At 70.2% G+C, this 21,426-nt stretch carries 15 protein-coding genes; 10 read left to right on the plus strand and 5 right to left on the minus strand.

Going from position 1 to position 21,426, the window contains the following annotated elements; genetic code table 11:
* Window positions 1-9 precede the first annotated feature (9 nt).
* Together AC0IYU_RS15295 and AC0IYU_RS15300 are read right to left on the minus strand one after the other, a co-directional pair.
* Complete coding sequence (locus AC0IYU_RS15295) at window positions 10-663, minus strand: amino acid ABC transporter permease (protein ID WP_435485813.1); 654 nt, start codon at window positions 661-663, stop codon at window positions 10-12.
* A gap of 24 nt (window positions 664-687) precedes the next feature.
* A complete protein-coding gene (locus AC0IYU_RS15300; RefSeq protein WP_435440165.1) occupies window positions 688-1,359 on the minus strand; it encodes an amino acid ABC transporter permease in 672 nt (223 codons plus the stop codon).
* A 442-nt stretch (window positions 1,360-1,801) separates the two neighbouring features.
* Here AC0IYU_RS15300 and AC0IYU_RS15305 point away from each other — a divergent pair, with 442 nt between their 5' ends.
* The 8 genes from AC0IYU_RS15305 to AC0IYU_RS15340 all read left to right on the plus strand — a co-directional run bounded on the left by AC0IYU_RS15305 (window position 1,802) and on the right by AC0IYU_RS15340 (window position 17,682).
* Entirely contained in the window at window positions 1,802-3,361 is a 1,560-nt protein-coding gene (locus AC0IYU_RS15305) for a TolC family protein (protein ID WP_472118306.1), read from the plus strand.
* Window positions 3,358-4,155, plus strand: coding sequence for an efflux RND transporter periplasmic adaptor subunit (locus AC0IYU_RS15310; protein ID WP_472118309.1), 798 nt, complete (start codon window positions 3,358-3,360; stop codon window positions 4,153-4,155). Before AC0IYU_RS15305 ends, AC0IYU_RS15310 begins: the two co-directional genes overlap by 4 nt.
* Before the next feature lie 53 nt (window positions 4,156-4,208).
* The gene (locus AC0IYU_RS15315) at window positions 4,209-10,154 is read left to right on the plus strand and encodes an Ig-like domain-containing protein (protein WP_472118312.1); all 5,946 of its coding nucleotides are present in this window, start codon (window positions 4,209-4,211) and stop codon (window positions 10,152-10,154) included.
* On the plus strand, window positions 10,151-11,542 hold the full coding sequence (locus AC0IYU_RS15320) for an efflux RND transporter periplasmic adaptor subunit (protein ID WP_472118315.1): 1,392 nt from the start codon (window positions 10,151-10,153) through the stop codon (window positions 11,540-11,542). Before AC0IYU_RS15315 ends, AC0IYU_RS15320 begins: the two co-directional genes overlap by 4 nt.
* Before the next feature lie 6 nt (window positions 11,543-11,548).
* The gene (locus tag AC0IYU_RS15325) at window positions 11,549-13,651 is read left to right on the plus strand and encodes a site-2 protease family protein (RefSeq protein ID WP_472118319.1); all 2,103 of its coding nucleotides are present in this window, start codon (window positions 11,549-11,551) and stop codon (window positions 13,649-13,651) included.
* Window positions 13,652-13,776: 125 nt separating this feature from the next.
* Entirely contained in the window at window positions 13,777-15,450 is a 1,674-nt protein-coding gene (locus tag AC0IYU_RS15330; protein ID WP_472118322.1) for a hypothetical protein, read from the plus strand.
* A 178-nt stretch (window positions 15,451-15,628) separates the two neighbouring features.
* Complete coding sequence (locus AC0IYU_RS15335; protein ID WP_472118325.1) at window positions 15,629-15,976, plus strand: hypothetical protein; 348 nt, start codon at window positions 15,629-15,631, stop codon at window positions 15,974-15,976.
* Between the two features lie 95 nt (window positions 15,977-16,071).
* Window positions 16,072-17,682 carry an MFS transporter gene (locus tag AC0IYU_RS15340; RefSeq protein ID WP_472118328.1) on the plus strand — a complete coding sequence of 537 codons (1,611 nt, stop codon included), beginning with the start codon at window positions 16,072-16,074 and terminating at the stop codon, window positions 17,680-17,682.
* Between the two features lie 9 nt (window positions 17,683-17,691).
* Here AC0IYU_RS15340 and AC0IYU_RS15345 read toward each other — a convergent pair whose 3' ends face one another.
* Window positions 17,692-18,387 (minus strand): nitroreductase, encoded by a 696-nt coding sequence (locus tag AC0IYU_RS15345; RefSeq protein ID WP_472118331.1) that lies wholly within the window; start codon window positions 18,385-18,387, stop codon window positions 17,692-17,694.
* On the minus strand, window positions 18,384-19,685 hold the full coding sequence (locus AC0IYU_RS15350) for an NUDIX hydrolase (protein WP_472118334.1): 1,302 nt from the start codon (window positions 19,683-19,685) through the stop codon (window positions 18,384-18,386). Before AC0IYU_RS15350 ends, AC0IYU_RS15345 begins: the two co-directional genes overlap by 4 nt.
* 248 nt (window positions 19,686-19,933) lie before the next feature.
* Between AC0IYU_RS15350 and AC0IYU_RS15355 the strand changes: the two genes are divergently transcribed.
* Both AC0IYU_RS15355 and AC0IYU_RS15360 read left to right on the plus strand, forming a co-directional pair.
* The gene (locus AC0IYU_RS15355) at window positions 19,934-20,410 is read left to right on the plus strand and encodes a hypothetical protein (protein WP_472118337.1); all 477 of its coding nucleotides are present in this window, start codon (window positions 19,934-19,936) and stop codon (window positions 20,408-20,410) included.
* A complete protein-coding gene (locus AC0IYU_RS15360) occupies window positions 20,385-20,642 on the plus strand; it encodes a DUF1488 family protein (protein ID WP_472118340.1) in 258 nt (85 codons plus the stop codon). The genes AC0IYU_RS15355 and AC0IYU_RS15360 overlap by 26 nt, the downstream gene beginning before the upstream one ends.
* Before the next feature lie 34 nt (window positions 20,643-20,676).
* Here the strand turns inward: AC0IYU_RS15360 and AC0IYU_RS15365 are convergent, their stop codons facing one another.
* The gene (locus AC0IYU_RS15365) at window positions 20,677-21,390 is read right to left on the minus strand and encodes a Crp/Fnr family transcriptional regulator (RefSeq protein ID WP_472118343.1); all 714 of its coding nucleotides are present in this window, start codon (window positions 21,388-21,390) and stop codon (window positions 20,677-20,679) included.
* Window positions 21,391-21,426 lie beyond the last annotated feature (36 nt).

Consider the following 21,426-nt stretch of genomic DNA (forward strand, 5'->3'; position numbering starts at 1 on the left):
AAAGGGACTTCAGCGCGCCAGTGCACGGGCGCGCTTGCGCTCCATGCGCGCGGCCAGCAGCGACAGCGGCCAGCAGATCGCGAAGTAGATCGCCGCCACCACCGAGAACACGATGAGCGGCTGGAAGGTGGCGTTGTTGACGATCTGCCCGGCGCGCGTGACCTCCACGAAGCCGATGATGGCCGCGAGCGACGTGCCCTTGATGATCTGCACCACATAGCCCACCGTGGGCGCCAGCGCAATCTTGAAGGCCTGCGGCAGCACCACGTCGCGCATGCGCGCGCTGTACTTGAGGCTGAGCGCCTCGGCCGCTTCCCACTGGCCGCGCGGAATGGCCTCGATGCAGCCGCGCCAGATTTCCCCGAGGAAGGCGGCGCTGTTCAGGATGAGCGCCACGCCGGCCGCCACCCACGGGTTGATGTCCAGCCCCAGCACCGGCGCGCCGAAGAACACCAGGAACAGCTGCAGCAGCAGCGGCGTGCCCTGGAAGATCTGGATGAAGGTGGTGGACACGCCGCGCGCCCAGCGCGACTCCGACGTGCGCATCAGCGCAATGGCGAGCCCCAGGATCGCGCCGCCCACGAAGGCGATGGCCGACAGCGCCAGCGTCCACTTGGCCGCTTCGAGGATGAAAAGGAATTCGGGAAAGCCGAAGGTACGCATGGTGTGGTCTCCGTCCGTCGTCTGTTACCGGCGGTCCGGATAGTTGAGCGTGCGCTTGTAGATCAGCTTGAACATGCCCGAGAAGGCCAGCGCCAGCGCCAGGTAGATGCCCGCGACCACGATGTAGATCTCGAAGCTGCGGAAGGTCTGCGACTGCAGGTTGGCGGCCACCGAGGTCAGGTCGTCGGCCGAGATGACCGACACCACGGCCGAGCTCAGCATCAGCAGGATGAACTGGCTGGTGAGCGCCGGGTAGATGGCCTTCAGCGCGGGCTTGATGATGATGAAGCGAAAGATTTCCCACGGCTTGAGGTTGAGCGCGCGGCCCGCCTCGATCTGCCCCTTGGGAATCGACTCGATGCCCGCACGGATGATTTCCGTGGCGTAGGCGCCCAGGTTCACCACCATGGCCACCAGCGCGGCCGTCTGCGGCGACCAGCGCAGCCCGATGGCCGGCAGCGCGAAGAAGAAGAAGAACAGCTGCACGAGGAACGGCGTGTTGCGGATCACCTCGATGTAGGCATTGATGACGAAGCGCAGCCAGCCCGGCCCCGAGGTCTTGCCCCAGGCGCAGAAGATGGCGACCAGCAGGCCCAGCACCGTGGCGATGAGCGACAGCTGGACCGTGATCCACGTGCCCTTCAGCAGCAGCGGCCAGGCGGCGAAGACGGCGTCGAATTGAAACTGGTAGTTCATGGTGGGCGAGTGCCGCAGGGGCGCCGGGTGTGCGCGTGCATGCCTCGAAAGCAATGCTTGCAGCTTATATGAAACCGGTTTCAGGCCGACCTAGGGATTCCCCTAGGTGGTCGTTTTGTCCCAATGGAAAACGACGCCATGGGCTTGCACTGCTCCGGCCTGCGAATCGAATCCATCTCGAGTTCAGAGAATTCGACAAAACGTTGCTTGTGTAATCAGGGTTAACAAAATTACACTCAGAAACAAACAGTTGCTCGATCGCGTTTCGCACCGAACAGCGTCTTCCACTGTCTCGGACGGCTTCGCTCGAAACGGTCTGTGCATGGCGAGGCTGAATTCATCGGCAGAGGGGCGCCTCCAGCGCGCCGACCAGGCACCCCGGACCTGTCGTCGACAGCGCGACCGAGGCGCGAGTCCGAGAGAGAGAACCGAAAGCCCGTCAATGCACACCCCTCAAGAACATCGATTCATTCCCCGTCGTCGCGCCGCCGCGAAAGCAGCCGTGCTCGGCGCCGCCGCGCTGCTGGGCCTGAGCGGCTGCGCGTCGTTCAGCGTGGACACCGCCCAGCTGTCGACGCCGGAAATCCGTGCCACCCTGGCGCAGGACAAGGTTGCGCTGCAGCGCGACATCGAGCCGCTGGCCGGACCGCTGACACTGGACGGCGCCATCGCCCGCGCCATCAAGTACAACGCCGACCGCCGCTACCGTGCGATGGAAGAAGCCGTTGCCATCGGCACCTTCGAGGTCGGCAAGTTCGACATGCTGCCCAAGCTGATCGCTTCGGCCGGCTACCGCGAACGCAACAACGACCTGATCACCCGCAGCGTCGATTCCGTCACCGGCCTGCCGTCGCTGGCCAATCCGTATATTTCGTCGAGCCGCGAGGCCGCCACGGCTGAAATCGGCCTGTCGTGGAGCCTGCTCGACTTCGGCCAGAGCTACTACGCCGCGCGCCAGAACGCCGACCGCGTGCTGATCGCCGGCGAACGCCGCCGCAAGGCGCTGCACAACCTGATCCTGGACGTGCGCACCGCCTATTGGCGGGTGGCCGCCGCGCAGAAGCTGATGCCCTTGCTGCGCACGACCATCGCCGATTCGGAACAGGCGCTCAAGGACGCGCGCAAGGCCGAGGACGACCGCATCCGCTCGCCGCTGGAGCCGCTGCGCTACCAGCGCCAGCTGCTGGAGAACCTGCGCCTGCTGGAGACCATCGAGCAGGAACTGTCCACGGCGCGCGTCGAGCTGGCGACCCTGACCGCCCTGCCGCTCGCCACGCCCTACACCGTGGTCGAGCCGGCCAGCGAAGTGAACACCGTCTGGCTGCAGCAACCGCTGGACCGGCTGGAAGCGGTGGCGCTGCTGCGCAACCCCGACCTGCGCGAAGGCATGTACAACGCCCGCATCGCCCAGCAGGAAACGCGGCGTGCGCTGCTCAAGCTGTTTCCGGGCCTGTCGTTCAACTACGGCTTCAAGCACAGCAACGACGACTTCCTGATCCACCAGAACTGGAACGAGGTCGGCGCGCAGATCTCGTTCAACCTGCTGGGCCTGCTGTCGGCGCCCGCGCAGATGCGCCTGGCAGACACCGGCGTGGCGCTGGCCGACCAGCGCCGCATGGCGATGCAGATGGCCGTGCTCACCCAGCTGCACATCGCCCGCCTGCAGTACGCCAACACCGCCCGCCAGTACGAACGCTCCGACGCCATCGCGCAGGTCGACGGCCGCATCGCCCAGCATGTGGCCAACCAGGCCGATGCGCAGAAGCAGTCGGTGCTGGACCGCATTTCGCAGCAGAGCACCTCGGTGCTGTCGCAGCTGCGCCGCTACCAGGCGCTGTCGAACGCCCAGGCGGCGGCCTCGCGGCTGCAGGCCACGCTGGGCATGGAGCCGTCGGTCGACGCCTCCTCCACCATCCCGCTGGCCGCCCTGACCGACGCGGTCGGCCAATCGCTGCAGACCTGGAACAAGGGCGAGTTGCCGCCCGCCGAGGAAGCACGGTGAGGCCGTCCGTGCGCAACGCGCGCCTGTGCGGCGCGCTGGCCTGTGCGCTGTTGACGCTGGTGACGCTGCCGACGGGCGTGCAGGCGGCAACGCCGCTGCCGGCGCCCGGCTCGGCGCTGGAAACACGCGAGGTGCGGGCCCAGCTGGCGCCGCGCCGCTACACGACGCTGGCCGCCGAGATCGGCGCCAAGATCAACCGCCTGCCGCTGCCCGAGGGCGCCGCCTTCAAGCAGGGGCAGATGCTGGTGCAGTTCGACTGCCTGCTGCAGCAGGCCCAGCTCGCCAAGGCCGAGGCCGCGCTGATGGCGGCCAACACAGCCTGGCGCGGCAACCAGAAGCTGTCCGACCTGAATTCGGTGGGCAAGGTCGAACTCGACGTGTCGAAGGCCGAAACGCTCAAGGCGCAGGCCGAGGTGTCGGCCAACCGCGCGCTGATCGGCAAGTGCCAGATCGTCGCCCCGTTCTCCGGGCGCATCGCCGAGCAGAAGGCGCGCGAGCAACAGTACGTGCAGCCGGGCCAGCCCCTGCTGGAGATCATCGACGACAGCCAGCTGGAGCTGGAGTTCATCGTTCCGTCCCGCTGGCTCGCATGGGTGCGTACCGGCACCGCGTTCGAAGTCAACATCGACGAAACCGGCAGGACCTACCCGGCCAAGGTGCAGCGCATCGCGGCCCGCGTCGATCCGGTGAGCCAGTCGGTCAAGCTGAGCGCGGTCATCGATGGCCGCTTCAGCGAGCTGGCCGCCGGCATGAGCGGCAAGGTCCTGATGGCGCCGCCGCCGACGCCGCGCTGACCTCTTTTCCACCCGTCCAGCGCAACCGCCGCGCCTCTTCAGGGAAGCCTGCCATGAACCCGACAATCTCCCCCCTGCGCCTGCCCGCCGGCGCCCTCGGCAGCCGCCGCCCGCTGTATGCGGCGTCGCAGCTGCTCGCGCTGGAACAGCGCTTCATGTTCGACGGCGCCGTGGCCGACGCCGCCCATGCCGCGCAAGCCGCCCACGACAGCGCGCCGCCGCCGGTGCCGCCGGCCGTGGAAGTGCGCGCCGCCGAGCCGGCGAAGGACCAGGGCAAGAAGGAGGTGGTGCTGGTCGACGCCTCGCTGGCGAACTACAAGAGCCTGGAAGCGGGCGTGCGCGACGGCGTCGGCATCGTCGAGTTCGACGGCAGCCGCGACGGCCTGGCGCAGATCGCGCAATGGGCGGCCAACCAGAACGGGCTGGACGCGATCCACATCCTGTCGCACGGCTCGCAGGGCGTGGTCAATCTCGGCACCACGCAGCTGACCGAGTCCTCGCTGTCATCGGCCGCCACGCAGGGCGAACTGGCCGAACTCGGGCGCGCGCTCACGGCCGACGGCGACCTGCTGCTGTACGGCTGCGACGTGGCCGCGGGCAGCGGCGGCGCGAAGTTGCTGGACGGCATCGCCAAGGCCACCGGCGCCGACGTCGCGGCCTCGACCGACTTGACCGGTGCGGCCCGGCTGGGTGGCAACTGGACGCTGGAGGCGCACGACGGCACCATCGACGCGCGCGAGTTGGCGCTGGCACAGTACGACGGCGTGCTGACGGTGGTCCATATCAGCGACGCCGACCTGCCAGGCAATTACTACTACAACACCACGGTGGTCCGGAACATCAACGGAAAGGATGTCAGCTTCACCGGTCCCAACCTGCTGCACACCGGCGACGATGTGCTTAATCCCGCTGGCGCCGACCTGATCGGCAGCGACCTGACCATCTCCGTCGCCAGCGGTGCCGCCTTCAGCCTGGCATCGATGAAGATGGACAACTACCTTCCCGTCCATTTTGCGCTGACCTATGCCAACGGCACCAGCACCAGCTTCGACCTGCCCGCCAATGGTGGTTTGGAGCTGGTCAACGCCTTCGGCAAGTCGATGGCCAACCTGACCAAGATCGTCATAACCTCCAACGACTACGTCGGCCTGCAGGATTTCGACATCACCGTCAATCCGGGACCGGCCAGCACGGTCAACTCGGCCGCGCTGTCGACCGACACCGGCACCAGCGGCACCGACTTCATCACCAACACCGCGGCACAGACCATCAGCGGCACGCTGTCGGCCAACCTCGGCAGCGGCGAAAAGGTGCAGGTGTCCTACGACAACGGCGGCACATGGAGCGACGCCACCAGCTACCTGGTCGGAACCAACACGTGGAGCACCAACACCACGCTGGCCGGCAACGGCATTTTCATCGCGCGCGTCACCAACGGTGTTGCCGCCAGCACAGCCTACTTGCACTCCTACACGCTGGACACCACGGCGCCAACCACCAGCTTCAGCGGCATCGCGCTGTCGGCCGACACCGGCTCCAGCAGCTCCGACTTCATCACCAAGACCGCGCCCCAGACCATCACCGCCACGCTCAGCGGCGCACCGGCCGGCACCGACATCGTCTACGGTTCGCTCGACGGTGGCAACACCTGGGCCAACATCACGAGCAAGGTGAGCGGCACCACGCTGAGCTGGAACGGCGCGACGCTCGGGGCTGGTAGCAACGCCATCATGTTCAAGGTCACCGATGCCGCCGGCAACGACAGCCCGCTGAGCTTCCAGAACTACACGCTCGACACCACCGCGCCCACCAAGAGCGTGGCCACGGCCGCGTTCTCCAGCGACAGCGGCACCTCCCCGACCGACTTCAACACCAACGTGGCGGCGCAAACCATCAGCGGCACCTTGTCGGCCAACCTGGCCAGCGGCGAGCGCGTCTACGTGTCGCTCGACAACGGCAGCACCTGGAGCGCCGCCACCGCCACGGTCGGCCAGAACACATGGTCGCTGGCCGGGCGCACCCTCACCGCCAGCAGCACGCTGAAGGTCAAGGTCAGCGACACCGCCGGCAACGACGGCGCCGTGCTGTCGCAGGCCTACGTCTACGACACCGCCGCCCCGACGATCACCGTCACCGGCCTGGCACTGTCGGCCGACACCGGCAGCAGCGGCACGGACTTCATCACCAGGACCGCAGCCCAGACCATCGGCGCGACGCTGAGCGGCGCGCTGGCCGGCGGCGACATCCTGTACGGCTCGCTCGACAACGGCGCCACCTGGACCGACATCACCAGCAAGGTCAGCGGCACCGCGCTGTTGTGGAACGGCGTCACGCTGGCCGGCAGCAACACGCTGCAGTTGAAGGTGGTGGATGCCGCCGGCAACCAGGGCACCGCGCGCAGCCAGGCCTACGCGCTCGACACCAGCGCCCCGGCCACGCCCGGCACGCCGGATCTGGCCACGGCCAGCGACACCGGCGCGCTCAACAACGACAACATCACCACCGACTCCACGCCGACGCTGAGCGGCACGGCCGAGAACGGCAGCACCGTCACGCTGTTCGACGGCGCCACGCTGCTCGGCACCGTCGTGGCCGGCGCCGGCGGCTGGAGCTACACCACCGGCGCGCTTGGCGACGGCAGCCACACCCTCACGGCCGTGTCCACCGACGCCGCCGGGAACGCCTCGGCTGCATCCGCCGGACTGACCATCACCATCGACACCACCAAGCCCACCGTCGGTTCGGTCGCGGTGCCGGCCAACGGCACCTACTACAGCGGTGGCATGCTGGACTTCACGGTCAACTTCAGCGAAGCCGTCATCGTCGACACCTCCGGCGGCACGCCGCGCATTGCCCTCGTGGTCGGCGCCACCACGCGCTACGCCGACTATGTGTCCGGCTCGGGCAGCAGCGCGCTGGTGTTCCGCTACACAGTGCCGAACGGTGACGCGGACGCCAACGGCATCACCATCGGCGCGCTGTCGGCCAACGGCGGCAGTCTGCAGGACCGCGCAGGCAACAACGCCACGATCACCCTCAACAGCGTCGGCAGCACGGCCGGCGTCAACGTCGACGGTACGAACCCCAGCATCACCAGCGTCAGCGCAAGCACTGCCGACGGCGCCTACGGCAGCGGCCAGACCATCACCATCACGGTCGGTTTCTCCAGCGCGGTCACCGTCGACACCACGGGCGGCACGCCGACACTGGCACTCGATGGCGGCGGCAGCGCCACCTACACCGGCGGCTCGGGCACCGGCACGCTGACCTTCAGCTACACCGTGGGCGCCGGCCAGAACAGCGCCGACCTCGACTACAGCTCGTCCAGCGCACTGTCGCTCAACGGCGCCACGATCATCGATGCCGGCGGCGCCCATCAGGCCGCCGCGGTCACGCTGGCCACGCCGGGCACGGCCGGCTCGCTGGGCGCCAACAAGGACATCGTGATCGACACCGCCGCGCCGACCAACACCGCGGCCGGCGCCGCCTTCTCGGCCGACACCGGCAGCTCCGGCAGCGACTTCATCACCAGGACGGCGGCCCAAACCATCAGCGGCACGCTGGTTTCCAACCTGGCGGCCGGCGAGAACGTCTACGTCTCTCTCGACAACGGCGCCACCTGGGCCCTGGCCGCCGCCACGACCGGCTCCAACACCTGGTCGCTGGCCGGCCAGACACTGACCGGCAGCGGCACGCTCAAGGTGCGCGTCAGCGACAGCGCGGGCAACAACGGCGCCGCCTATTCGCAGGCCTATGTGCTCGACACCACGGCGCCGACCACCTCCTTCAGCGGCGTTGCGCTGTCGGCCGACACCGGCAGTTCCAGCACCGACTTCGTCACCAACACCGCGGCCCAGACCATCACCGCCACGCTCAGCGCGGCACCGGCGGCCGGCGACGTCGTGTACGGCTCGCTGGACAACGGCGCCACCTGGACCGACATCACCAGCAAGGTGAGCGGCACCACGCTGACCTGGAACGGCGTCACGCTGGCCGCCAGCGACACGCTGAGGCTGCGCGTCACGGATGCTGCCGGCAACAACGGCGCGAGCACGAGCCAAGCCTATGTGCTCGACACCACCGCGCCCACCACCAGCGTGGCCAGCGCCGTCTTCTCCAACGACACCGGCGCCTCCCTCACCGACTTCATCACCAGGACCGCGGCGCAGACTGTCAGCGGCACCCTTTCAGCCAACCTGGCGGCTGGTGAAACCGTGCTGGTCTCGCTCGACAACGGCGCCACCTGGACTGCGGCCAGCATCGCCGTCGGTAGCAACGCCTGGTCGCTGGCCGGCCAGACGCTGACCGCCAGCAACACCCTGCAGGTCAAGGTTGTCGATGTTGCCGGCAACGATGGCACCGTGATCTCGCAGGCCTATGTGTACGACACGGCGGCCACGGTGCCGAGCGTAGCCCCGCTGACGGCCATGAGCACCTCGCCCGTGCTCACCGGCAGCGTCACGCTGGCGGCCGGCGAGACCCTGACTGTCACCGTGGGCGGCGCCACCTACGACGTCACGCCGGTGGCCGGCGCCTGGAGCCTGGACCTGGCCACCGCCGTGCCGGTCAGCGGCACGCTGACCCTGGCGTTGAACCAGCGCTACGAGGTGGTGGCGACAGTCACCGATCTCGCGGGCAACGTCGCGAACGACACGACGGCCGGCGAGCTGGTGCTGGGCACGGTGCCCGCCACCACGGTCACGGGCGCATCGTTTTCCGCCGACCACGGCGCCAGCGGCTCCGACTTCGTGACCAACGCCGCCGGCCAGACGGTCAGCGGCAGCCTCTCCGCCGCGCTCGCGGCCGGTGAGTCGGTCGAGGTGTCGCTCGACGGCGGCAGCACCTGGCGCACGGCCGTGGCCGGCGTCGGCGCGACGCAATGGTCGATGGCTGCCACGCTGTCGGGCAGCGGCACCCTGGCGGTGCGCGTGGCCAATGCGCTCGGCGGCGGCACGTCGTACGGGCAAGCCTATGTGCTCGACACGACGGCACCCGCCAGCGCGGCCGAAGGCATCGTGCGAACCGGCGGCGGCGCCGTGCAGGGCAGCCTGTCGGTGCCGCTCGGCGTGGACGAGACCCTGTTCGCCTCGCGCGACGGCGGACAGAACTGGTTCGCCGTGGCGGTGGCCGCCGACCGCACGTCGTGGTCGCTCGCGGGGGCCGGCGACGGCACCCTGCAATTGAGGGTTACCGACCTGGCGGGCAACACCGGGCCGCTGCGCGAGGTGCCGGCGGCTACGTTGCCAACCCCCACACCGACACCGACACCGACACCGACTCCAACGCCCGTCGTTGTGACGCCCGCCTTCCAGACGCCACCGACGCCGACGCCGCAACCCTGGCTGCCGGCGCCCGCCGCGGACATCCCCCCGATGCGCGTGCCCGTGTTCGCGGAAGACACCAGCGTGGCCGGTGGATGGCAGTTGGACGCGCTGCAGCCCGATGCCGTCCTGCGCGGCGGACTCGCCGAGTTGCTGGCCGTCATGCCGGGACGCGACGCAGCCGAGTCCCTGGGCGCGGGCGATCGTGCCGGCCGTGGCAGCGTGCTGCTGGCCGGCGTGCCGATCAACGACCTCGCCGTGCGCGGCGGCGAGCCGATCTCGCTGCAACTGTCCAGCGACACCTTCGCCCAAGGCGACGAAAAAACCAGGCTCGAACTGCGTGCGCTCATGGTGGACGGCAAGGCCTTGCCGGGCTGGCTCAAGTTCGACGCCCGCACCGCGCGCTTCGAAGGCACGCCGCCCATTGCCTTCGAGGGAACGCTGACCTTCAAGGTGGTGGCGCGCGACGCGCACGGCCGCGAGGCGGTGCAGGTCTTCAAGATCACCGTGACCAAGGACGCGGGCGTCAAGGGTGCGAGCGCCGGTTGGCAGCTCGACCTTGCGGAACCGGCCGGCCGCGCCAGCCTGAGCGACCAGCTGCGCGCCGCGCGCGGCGGCGCCACCGATCGCCTGGCGGCGCTGTCGCACAGCGCGGCAGCGGCGAGACTGCGGACATGAGCCCTGGCGCGCCCGCCAATCCGCTGCTCACGCTGCTCGAGCTGGCCCGGCGCGCGCGCGCCGCGGCCAGCGCCAACGAGTTGGCCTTCCTGGCCGTCAACGACACCCGCGTGCTGGCGCCGTACCGCCAGGCCGCGCTGTGGTTCGGCGCGGGCGGCGTCCACACGCTGTCCGGCGTGGTGGCGGTCGAAGCCAACGCCCCCTATGCGCAATGGATCGACAGGCTGTGCCGAACGCTCGCCGCGCAGCACGACACCGGCGGCGCGCTGGCGGTCGACCCCGCGCAGCTGCCGCGCGACGTCGGCGCCGCCTGGAACGAATGGCTGCCCGCCTTCGCCACGTGGGTGCCGCTGCGCGGCCTGCACCGGCGCGAGGACGCGCAAGCCGGCGCGGTGGCGGACCCCGCAGGTCTGCTGCTGGCGGGCGACGCACCCTTGCCGCCCGAACAGTTGGCCGTGCTCGACGAATGGATGGACACCTGGCAGCACGCCTGGCGCGCCACGCATCGGCGTTCCGCATGGTCCGTGGCCGCGCTGCCCGCACGGCTGCGCGGCTGGTGGAACGTCGGCGCCCAAGGCAAGCGGTGGCGCCGGCGGCTCGCCGTGGGGTTGGTGCTGCTGGCCGTGCTGTGCCTGCCGGTTCGCCTCACTGTGCTGGCGCCCGGCGAACTGGTGCCGGCCAACCCGGCCACCATCCGCGCCCCGCTGGACGGCGTGATCGCGGACTTCGCGGTCCGTCCGAACCAGATGGTGGCCGCCGGCGCGCCGCTGTTCTCCTTCGACCAGGCACCGATCGACAGCCGCCTGAGCGTGGCGCGCGAAGCGCTGGGCACCGCCGAGGCCGAATACCGGCAGGCGGCGCAGATGGTGCTCAACGACCCGCGCGCCAAGCCGCAGCTGGCGACGCTGCTCGGCAAGATCGCCGAGAAGAAGGCCCAGTCGGGCTTTCTCGAAGGCCAGGCCCAGCGCTCGCGCGTGCTGGCGCCGCAGGCGGGCATCGTGTTGTTCGACGATCCGTCGGAGTGGATCGGCCGCCCGGTGCAGACCGGCGAACGCATCATGCAGGTGGCCTCGGCCACCGATGTCGAGATCGAGGCCTGGGTCCCGCTGGGCGACGCCATTCCGCTGGCCGACAACGCGCCGCTGCACCTGTACCTGGCGGCGTCGCCGCTGTCGCCGGTGTCGGGCACGCTGCGCTACATGAGCCACCGCGCCACCGCCCGCCCCGACGGCAGCTACGCCTACCGCGTGCGCGCCAGGCTCGACGCCCCCGTCGACCAGCGCATCGGCCTCAAGGGCACGGCCAAGCTGGCCGGTGAACGGGTCCCGCTGATCTACTGGATGCTGCGGCGCCCGCTGGCCAGCATTCGCCAGTTCCTTGCCGTGTAGGGCCGCATGCCGCCGAGCCTCCCCGTCCTGCGCCAGGAGCTGGCCATCGGTGCCGGTCCGCGGCTGGCCGACGGCCAGCCCAGCTGGACGCTGCACGACCCGGTGCGCAACCTGTTCTTCCAGCTCGACTGGCCGAGCTTCGAAATGCTCAGCCGCTGGGACCTGCGCGATCCTCACGCGGTGCTCGGCGAGATCAACCGCGACACCGCCTTGCAGCTCGACCCCGACGCGCTCGAGCGCCTTGTGACCTTCCTGCGCGAGCAGCAATTGCTGCAGCCGGGCCACGGGTCGGCCGCCACCATGGCCGCGATGCGCGACAGGCAGCGCGGCAACTGGCACCAGTGGCTGCTGCACAACTACCTGTTCTTTCGCATTCCGCTGCTGCGGCCGGACCGCTGGCTGAGCTGGCTGCAGCCGCGGCTGGCGTTTCTGTTCGGCCCCACTTTCCGCCGCCTGACCATCGCCGCCGGCGTGCTCGGGCTGGCCGGCGTGTACCGCGAATGGGACCGCTTCTCCGCCACGCTGATGGACACACTCAGCTGGAACGGCGCGGTGCTGTACGGCTGCGCCATCGTGTTTGCCAAGACATGCCACGAGATGGGCCATGCGCTCACGGCCAAGCGCTACGGCTGCCGGGTGCCGACCATGGGCCTGGCGTTCTTGGTGATGTGGCCGGTGGCCTACACCGACACCAACGAGGTGTGGAAACTGGCGCGCCGCGGACAGCGGCTGGCGGTCGCCAGCGCCGGCATCGTCACCGAACTGTGCATTGCCGTCTGGGCGACGCTGGCCTGGACATGGCTGCCGGAGGGCGGCCCCAAGCAGGTCGCGTTCCTGCTCTCGACCACCACCTGGATCACCACGCTGGTCATCAACGCCAGCCCCTTCATGCGCTTCGACGGCTACTACATGCTGTCGGACTTTCTCGGCCTGCCCAACCTGCACGGCCGTGCCTTCGCGCTGGCGCGCTGGGACTTGCGCGAACGCCTGTTCGCGCTGGGCGAGCCGGCGCCGGAGGCGTTTCCGCGCCGCCGCCATGTCGGCCTGATCCTGTTCGCCTGGGCGGTCTGGATCTACCGGCTCGTGCTGTTCCTGGGCATCGCGGCGCTGGTCTACCACTTCTTCATCAAGGCGGTCGGGATCGTGCTGTTCGCCGTGGAGATGGTCTGGTTCGTCGCGTTGCCCGTGTGGCGCGAGCTGCAGGCATGGCGCGCGCGCCGCACCGCCCTGCGCCGCAGCCGACGTGCCCGCCGCAGCGCCGTGCTGGCGGTGCTGCTGGTGCTCGCCTTCTTCCTGCCGTGGCCCGACCGCGTGCACACCTCGGGCCTGCTGCAACCGCAGGCTCGCCTGGCGCTGTATGCCCCGGTCTACGCCAAGCTGGACGCGCTGCCGGTCGGCAACGGACAGCCGGTGCAGCCGGGCCAGGCGCTGCTGCGCCTGTCCTCCGCGGAGCTGGACCTGCGCGCCCGCGAGGCCGGCGCGCGCCACGACATGCTGGCCTGGCAATCGGCGGCCTCCGGACTCGATGCGACCAGCCGCAAGGACTGGCAGGTGCTCAACGACCAGCTGGCCTTTGCGAGTGCCGAGCAGGCTGCCGTGGGGACCGACCTGCAGCGCTATCGTCCGGTCGCCCCCCATGCCGGGGTGATGGTCGACATCGACCCCGACCTGCGTCCCGGCGAATGGCTCAAGGGCCAGGAATACCTCGGCTCGCTGGTGACGCCCGGCCGGTGGCAGGTGGTGACCTATGTGGGCGAGGAGGCCGTGCGCCGCATCGCCCGCGGCGACCGGGCGCTGTTCATCTCCGACGGCCTGGGCGGACCGGCGCTGCGGCTGACGGTGGCCAGCATCGACCGCGACGCCAGCCGCACGCTGGGCGAGCCCGAGCTGGCGTCGCTGTTCGGCGGCGACGTGCTGGTGCGCGAGAAGAACGGCACGCTGTACCCGGAACACGCGGTCTACCGCGTGCTGCTGGACGCCGACGAGGCGCTGCCCGCCACACACCCGTCGTGGCGCGGGCGCGTGGCCATCGCCGGGCGTTGGGAAGTACCGGCGATGCGCTTCCTGCGCTACGCCGCCTCGGTGGGCTGGCGCGAGGCCGGCTTCTAGCGCGCGTCCTGCGTCTTGCGTCTTGCGTCTTGCGCGTCGCGGCGTTGGCAGGCGCCGACACGCCTGTCGCCCAAACGCCCGGTTGCTGCCTACACTGCGCCATGCCGAACCCACCCGCGGACAACATGCCCTCACATACAGTTCCGGCAGGCTCGCCTCCCGCGGGCGCGCCCGTCGTGCAGCATTTCAGGCAGGCGCTGCTGTGGCCCCTGCGGCTGATGCCCGCGCCCGGCGCCAGGCCGGTCCACCACGGGCCCTGGCACGTGCTGCGCGAGATGGGCGACGCCTCGCCGTGGCGCGAGGAGGTGGACGAATACACCGGCGACAGCAGCCGCTTCCACGAGCGGCACTACAACGAGTTCGTGAGCTTTCTGCCGTACGTGCAGCGCTTCCTGTACGGCGAGGGCCGCGCGCACGGGGACAGCGGCAGCGACGGCGATTCGCCGATGCGCATCTTCCGCCGCCACGACATCGCGGCGGTGCGCGTGGTGGCGCAGCCGGGCGACGCGCCGGTCACGCTGCAGGTGGTTCATTGCGACCTGTATTTCTTCTTCGACATCGACGTGGTGCTGCTCAACCTCGAGGTCGGCGCGGACCACCTGAGCCTGGCCCAGGCGCAGGAAATCCTCTACCGATTCGGGCGCGCCTACCCCGCGGGCTGGGAGCCCGACGGCACCGCCCTGCACTGCATGGCCAGCGTCGAATGGCTGGGCGCCGACGGCCGCGTGCTCGCGCGCTCCGACGCGCAGCAGCGCGACGCCTTCCTGTCGCATGTGGCCCAGCACCGCGCGCCGCGCATCTCGTCGCACTGGGCGTTCCTGATGCAGCCGCTGGTGACCGACTACTCCGAGGAGCCCGGCGCGCTGCGCTACCGGCAGATCGACTACTACCGCATGCCGGTCATGGCCTACCTGTCGCTGGACGATCCGCGCCGCCTCACGCGCGACGACTTCGTGCGGCTGGCGCTGGTCACCGGCGCGGGCGCGGCCGATGCCCACCTGCCCTATGCCGAGCACCACCTCGCGGACTTCGAGCACAAGTACTGCTACGACCGCTTCTGGGTCGATGCCGGCGCGGCCCCGCGCACGCGCTACCTGTGCAACGGCCATGCGCTCGTGGTGGTGGGCGATGCACATTCGGAGTTCTTCTGCTGCCGCGACCGCGGCGTGCTCGCGCAATTTCGCCACCAGCACTTTTTGCTGTTCCTGATCGCGCACTTCCAGAAGGCGTCGCTGCTGATGTTCTCCGACCAGCTGGTGGAGGCGCTGAGGAAGCTCGACATCCGCAGCACGCCGAGCGTGAAGCAGTTCAAGCGCGCCATCCGAGCGAGCTTCGAGCGCTTCCTGCGCTTCACGCACCGCTACTGGTTCCACGAGATCTCGGAGCAGGCGCAGGTGCGCGCGCTGTCGCATATGTGCGCCACGCACCTGGGCCTGGACGCGCTCTACGACGAGGTCAAGTCGCGCATCGCCGACATGAACACCTACCTGGACGCCGACAGCCTGCGCCGCCAGGCCAGCACCGTGGTGCGCCTCACGGTGGTCACGCTGTTCGGGCTCATCGGGACCATCACCACCGGCTTCCTGGGCATGAACCTGCTGGCCGAGGCCGATGCGCCGCTGTGGCGCAAGGCGGTCTGGTTCGGCGTGGTGTTCGCAGCGACCACCTGGCTCACGATCTACACCATGGTGAAGTCGCAGCGCCTGTCGGACTTCATCGACGCGCTGTCGAACGACAGGCTGGGGTTGCGGGGGAAGATGGCTGCGCTGGCGAGGGTGTGGCGCTCGGGTGGCGACTAGCGTCAGTTGGCGCAAGCTGGTGGCGACGATGAACCACAAGTCCCGAACCCGGCGTTTTCACGACCGGTCACGCACGGTGCGCCTTCGCTGACAGCAAGCGTCGTCACAGCCCCACCCGGCTGCTGCGGCGCAGCGCCTCTATTGAAGTCTTCAACCACTTCGTACAGAGGCTCCCTACATGAACCGCATCGCCACCACATTCCTTGCAAGCTGCATCGCCCTGGGCGCCGCTTCCGCCATGGCACAAGCAGGCGGGGGTGGCGGCCCCGGCCTGAACAGCCCCGACAGCCCCGCCATGCAGCAGAACACCTCGCCCGGCGGCACCGGGCCTACCAACCCCAATGGCATGACCACCGCGCCCACCGCCACGCCGGGGACGCCGAACTCGGGCGGCAACCTGTCGGGCAGCACCAAGGCGCCGGGCGGCGCAATGAGTTCGGGCCGCAAGTCGGACGGCAGCTCGAAGAAGGGCATGACCAACAACACCCAGGGCACCGGGCAGGCGCAGACGCCGAGCTCGCAGTAAGCACCGCAGTCGGCAGGCGTCGCTGCCGCCTGCCCGCGAGCACGAAAAGGGCTGCGCCGATATGATTTGGTCGCCCCGACGACCGCCCCCCGCGCTTGAACTTCAACACCCCCGCAGCCACAGCCCACGCCCCGTCCCTCTGGGCTCCGCTCGCGCACCGGCCGTTTCGCGGCCTGTGGACGGCCGGCAGCCTGTTCTTCGTGGGCAACGCCATGCAGAACATGGCGGCGTCGTGGCTGATGATCGAGCTCACGGCCTCGTCGTTCCTTGCGGCGCTGGTGCAGACCGCTTCGTTCCTGCCGATGTTCCTGCTGTCGCTGCCCGCCGGCGTGCTGGCCGACACCACCGACCGCCGCAAGCTGATGCTGCGCATCCAGGGCGTGTACGCCGCTGCGGCGCTGGTGCTCACCGGGCTGGCGCTGGCCGGCTGGGTGGGGCCGGGCACGCTGCTGTTCTTCACCTTCCTGCTGGGCGTGTGCACGGCGCTGCAATCGCCGTCGTGGAACTCGGCCGTCAGCGACACGGTGGAGCGCAAGGAGCTGCCTCAAGCCATCACGCTGGTGTCCATGGCCTTCAACGGTGCGCGCGCCGTGGGGCCGGCGCTGGCGGGGCTGGTGTTCGCGTTCACCGGGGCCAGCGCGGTGTTCGCGGCGGCCGTGCTCACCGCCATGGGCATGAGCTACGCCACCGGCCGCTGGCCGCCGCGCCCGCCCTTGCCGGCCAAGCTGCCCGCCGAGCGGCTGTGGGGCGGCATGCTGAGCGCGCTGCGCTATGCGCGGCATTCGCCGGCCATCTTCGCGCAGCTGGTGCGCACCGCGGGCTTCAGCGGGCTGGGCTCGGCGCTGTGGGCGCTGCTGCCGGTCATTGCGTCGCAGCGGCTGGACCTGGGTGCGGCGGGCTACGGGTTGCTGATGGCCTGCCTGGGCACGGGCGCGGTGTCGGCGGGCTTCTTCGTCGGGCGCATCCGCTCGCGCTTCGGGCTCGACACGCTGGCGGCCTGCTGCTGCCTGGTGTTCGCGAGCGCCATGCTGGTGGGCGCGCTGTCGACCTGGCGCCCGCTGGTGTACCTGAGCTTCGTGCTTGGCGGCGCGGCCTGGATGACGATGATGTCGACCTTCAACGCCGCCACGCAGACCAGCGCGCCGCCGTGGGTGCGGGCGCGCGCCGCGTCGCTGCACACGCTGTGTTCGCTGGGGGCCTTCGCGCTCGGCTCGGCGCTGTGGGGGGCGGTGTCCAGCCTGCTCGGGCTGCCGGCCGCGCTGTGCCTCTCGGCTGCGTTCATGGTGGCGAGCGTGGGCCTGGCGCGGCCGTACCCGCTGCGCATGGGCGCGGACGACGAGGTGACGCTGGCCGCGCACAGCGACGAGCTGCTGCTGCCGAAAGAGCCCGAGTTCGAGGCCGGGCCCGTGGCCGTCGAAGTGGTCTATTGCATCCGCGAGGCCGACGCGCGGCGGTTTCTGGACACGGTGCAGCAGTTGGCCGTACCGCGCCGGCGCGACGGCGCCACCTTCTGGCGCGTGTACCGCGACCTGGGCGACCCGAGCCGCTACGTGGAGCGTTTCATCGTCACCTCGTGGGCCGACTACCTTCGCCAGCGCTCGCGCGCCACGGTGGCAAGCAACGAGCTGGAGGCCAGCGCGCGCGTGTTCCAGGTGCCCGAGGTGCCGGTGGTCACGCGGCACTACCTGGCCGAGCGCAGCCCCTGACGCCGAGTTTCAGGTGTCCACCCAGCGGCACGCCTCGTCGAGCGTGGCGCGCGTGGTGCGGAAGCGGTTGGCCGGATGCGCCGGGTCTTCGTAGCCGAAGGAAATGCCGCACACCACCTGCCGGTCCGGCGGGATGTCGAACCACCGGTGCAGGAACTTCGCGCGCGACGCGATGGCGGCCTGCGCGATGCTCGCCACGCCGCGCGCCCGGGCGGCCAGCATGAAGTTGCTCACGTAGGCGCCGCAGTCGAGCACGCCATAGGTGCCGAGCACGGCCTCGGTGGTGACGAGCGCCATGTGCGGCGCGCCGAAGAATTCGAAGTTCAGCTGTGCCTGCCGCGCCGAGGCTTCGCGGTCGCCGTGCGCAATGCCCACGCTGTCGTACAGCTGGAAGCCGCACTCGCGCCGCCGCTCCCGGTACACGCCGCGGTACTCGGCCGGCGGTGCGATGTCGAACGACGGGTCGGCCGAGGCCTCGGGCTCGGCCATGGCGCGGCGCAGCCGCTCGGTGGCCGCGGCGCTGGTCACCGCCACCTGCCAGGGCTGCGAGTTGCACCACGAGGCGGTGCGCTGCGCGGCGCGCAGGATGGCGTCGATCAGCTCGCGCGGCACGGGCTCGGCGAGGTAACCGCGGCAGCTGTAGCGCGCGTCGAGCACGGCGTCGAAGGCGCCGGCCTGCAAGGCGTCTGAAGACGTGGGATTCATGTCGGGTCCAGCAAGGGTTGCATGGGTTCGGCGCGCGTGCGCAGGAAGCCTTGCGCGGGCGCGATCCAGTCGACGGCGTGCGGCAGTTCGGCCGCACCAGAGAGCGCGCAGGGCGTGCAACGGCCGCTGAAGAGCGTGTTCTCCTGCACGAGCAGGAAGCAGCGCTCGCCCGAGACCTGCACGGTCTTCAGCGTCAGGCCGCCGAGGTCGAGCAGGTCGCTCGCGCTCTGCGCCGGATCGCCGGCGCCGGTGAACAGCGTCCAGCGGATCTCCCCCGGCGCCGCCGCGCGCACGGTGGCCCGCGCGATGTCATCGCCAGGGGGATCGATCAGCGCCCATTCGCCGCGGTCGCCGCCGCCCACCAGGTAGCTGTTGCACTCGGCCTGCGCGCCGGTCGTCACGCGCACCACGTGCGGCGACAGGCGCACCACCAGCCCGTCCTCCAGCGCGTGGCGGCCCTGGCCGTGGCCATCGGGGTCGATGCGCCCCAGCTCGGCATAGGCCGGCTCCCACGGGTTCACCGGATGGCGCCCGCCCGGGCCGGTGGCCACGCGCGGCATGATCATCGGCACCTCGCGCAGCGCCTGCGCATGGTCCATGCAGTCCTGCGCCTTGGCGAAGGACTGCAGCTGTTCGAGGATGCGGCGCGTCACGTTCATGAGCTTCAGCGCGCGCTGCGGGTTCAATGCCTCGGCGGGCGTGAGCCACAGGCACTCGACCGTCTCGCGCGTGTCGGCGCTCGGGGTCTGCGCCGGCGGCGCCAGCGCGACGAAGAAGCGGGTGTCGAAGCGGCGCGGCATGCCCGGCGGAGTGAGCCAGTGGCTGAAGTAGCGCAGCCGGTCGACCGCGAGTTGCCAGCCGCGCGCGCCGCACATGTGCAGCAGCGCGTCGGAGCCCAGCTCGGCGGCGTGGCGCATGGCGGCGCGTTCGTGCGGCGGCAGCGCGTCGAGCGCCACCAGCCCGCCCGTCTCCTCGGAGGCGAACAGCAGCCCGGCCTCCTCGAAGCACTCGCGCACGGCGGCCACGTAGTAGTCGAGCCCGTTCGCGGGCACCGCCAGGCGCAGGCTCGCGGCGGCGTCGTCCAGGCCGCAGCAGGCCGCGTGCATGGCGGGGTCGTGCGTGTCGACCGTGCCGCCGGGGAACACGCTGGCGCCGCTGTTCTGGTCGGCCTCCTTCTCGGCCCGGCGCAGCATCAGCACCTCGAGCCCGGCCGCGCCGTCGCGCAGCACGATGAGCGAGGCGGCCGTGCGAATGGGCCGCACGCCGGGCGCAGCAGGCGTCTTCATGCCTTGGTTCATCGGGACATTCATCTGTGGTGGATCTGTTCAAAGGTTAGCGGGTCGGTCGCCATGGGGCGTCCCGGGCGCGACACCCGACGGCTTTCGGCGCCGGAACCTCAGGGCCGCATCGCCATGCGCATGCGCCGCGAAAGTATCGTCCAGCCGCATGCATTCAGGGCGTCTGTGAGGCAGCGCACAGACGCCGGGCGCGCGCGCGCCTACAAGCTGGAGTCATCTTTCGCAGTGCACCCACCGCTGTACTCCCCATGATCTACCTCGTCCGTCCCGGCCTTCCCCAACCGCTCACGGTCGCGTCCCCGCCCGGCGAGGCGCAACCCGTCCCCGCAGCGCACGACGACCTCGAGAACTGGACCGACCTGCTGCAAGCATTGACCGCCCGGCTGCGTTCGGGCGCGCGGGCCGGGGCGGCGGACGCATCGGCCCGAGGCGCGCAGCGACTGCAGCAACTGGTGACGGATTGCGCCTCGGACCTCGACCTGCTGCACCAGGCACTGTGCGCCGAGCGCGCACGACAGCACCGGCTGGAGACGGGCGTGACCAGGACGGCCGCAGGGTCGGGCGAATCGCTCGCGGCCGCGCCAGGTGAAGCTCGGAACGGTACCGCACAGACGCCGGGCCTCATGCATGCGACAGTGCACGAGGCAGCGGCCTGCGCCGATGTCTGCGCGCCACCCTGCCTCCAGAAAGATCTCCAAGATGTCCGACGCCCCCTACTTTCATGACGCCTCCGGCACGGTCCGTTTCTCGGTGACCGTGGAAGGCGGCCAGGCCGTGAGCGCCAGCATCGGCAGGGAGGTGCTGCGCTACCACTTTCGCACCGCCGAGAGCGCCGATTCGCTGGCAACCTTCGGGCAGCACGTCGATGAGATCGAGTCGGCCGTGCGGCGCCGGCTGGCGCAGGGCGCGATGGAGCCCGTGATGCTGCGCGAGCACGACATGCGCAGCCCGGCATGAGCAGCCGGCGAGCGACGAGCCCCCGGCATGCGCCCTAGCCTCGGGAGAGCAGGTCCGTGTAGCTGCGCCGGTTCGCCCGGTAGCAATCGCAGGCCGCGCTCTCCAGCCCCTGGCGGTCGGTGATGGTGATGACGCCGCGGCGGTAGTCGATCAGGCTGCGCGTGTGCAGCGCCGTGGCCGCGTTGGTGATGCCCACCCGCCGCACGCCCAGCATGCGCCCAAGCAGCTCGTGCGTGAGCGTCAGGCGCGCCGAATGCGCACAGTCCTGCGTGGTGAGCAGCCAGCGCGCGAGGCGCTCCTCGATCTGGTGGAACTGGTGGCACAGGCCCAGGCGGCCGAACTCGGCCAGCAGCACGCACACATAGCGATTGAGCACGCGTTTCAAGGTGGCGCTCTCCAGCAGTTCCTCCTCGAACGATTGCGCCGTCAGCCGCCATGCCAGGCCCGCGCCCTGCACCAGCGTGCGCAGCGGCGCGCGCTGGGCGTCCAGCGACAGCTCGTAGCCCAGGGCACCGTCGTTGCCGACCATGCCGGTCTGCAGGCCGTCGTGGCCGTCGGCCACCGACACGAGCGAGACAAAGGCGCTGGTGGGAAAGTGAATGTGCAGGATCGGGTCGCCCGGTTCGTACAGAACCTGCGCCGCCCCCAGCTGCACGTTGTCGCACCGGGCGAGCAGGCGATCCCGGTCTGCGGGCGGCAGCGCTTCGAGCAGCCGGTTGAGCACCGGGGCGGCGGGGTCTGGAGTCACGGAACCGCCTGTTGAAAAGAGGAAAGAGCGCAAGCG

The organism is Variovorax sp. AC103, assembly GCF_979254005.1.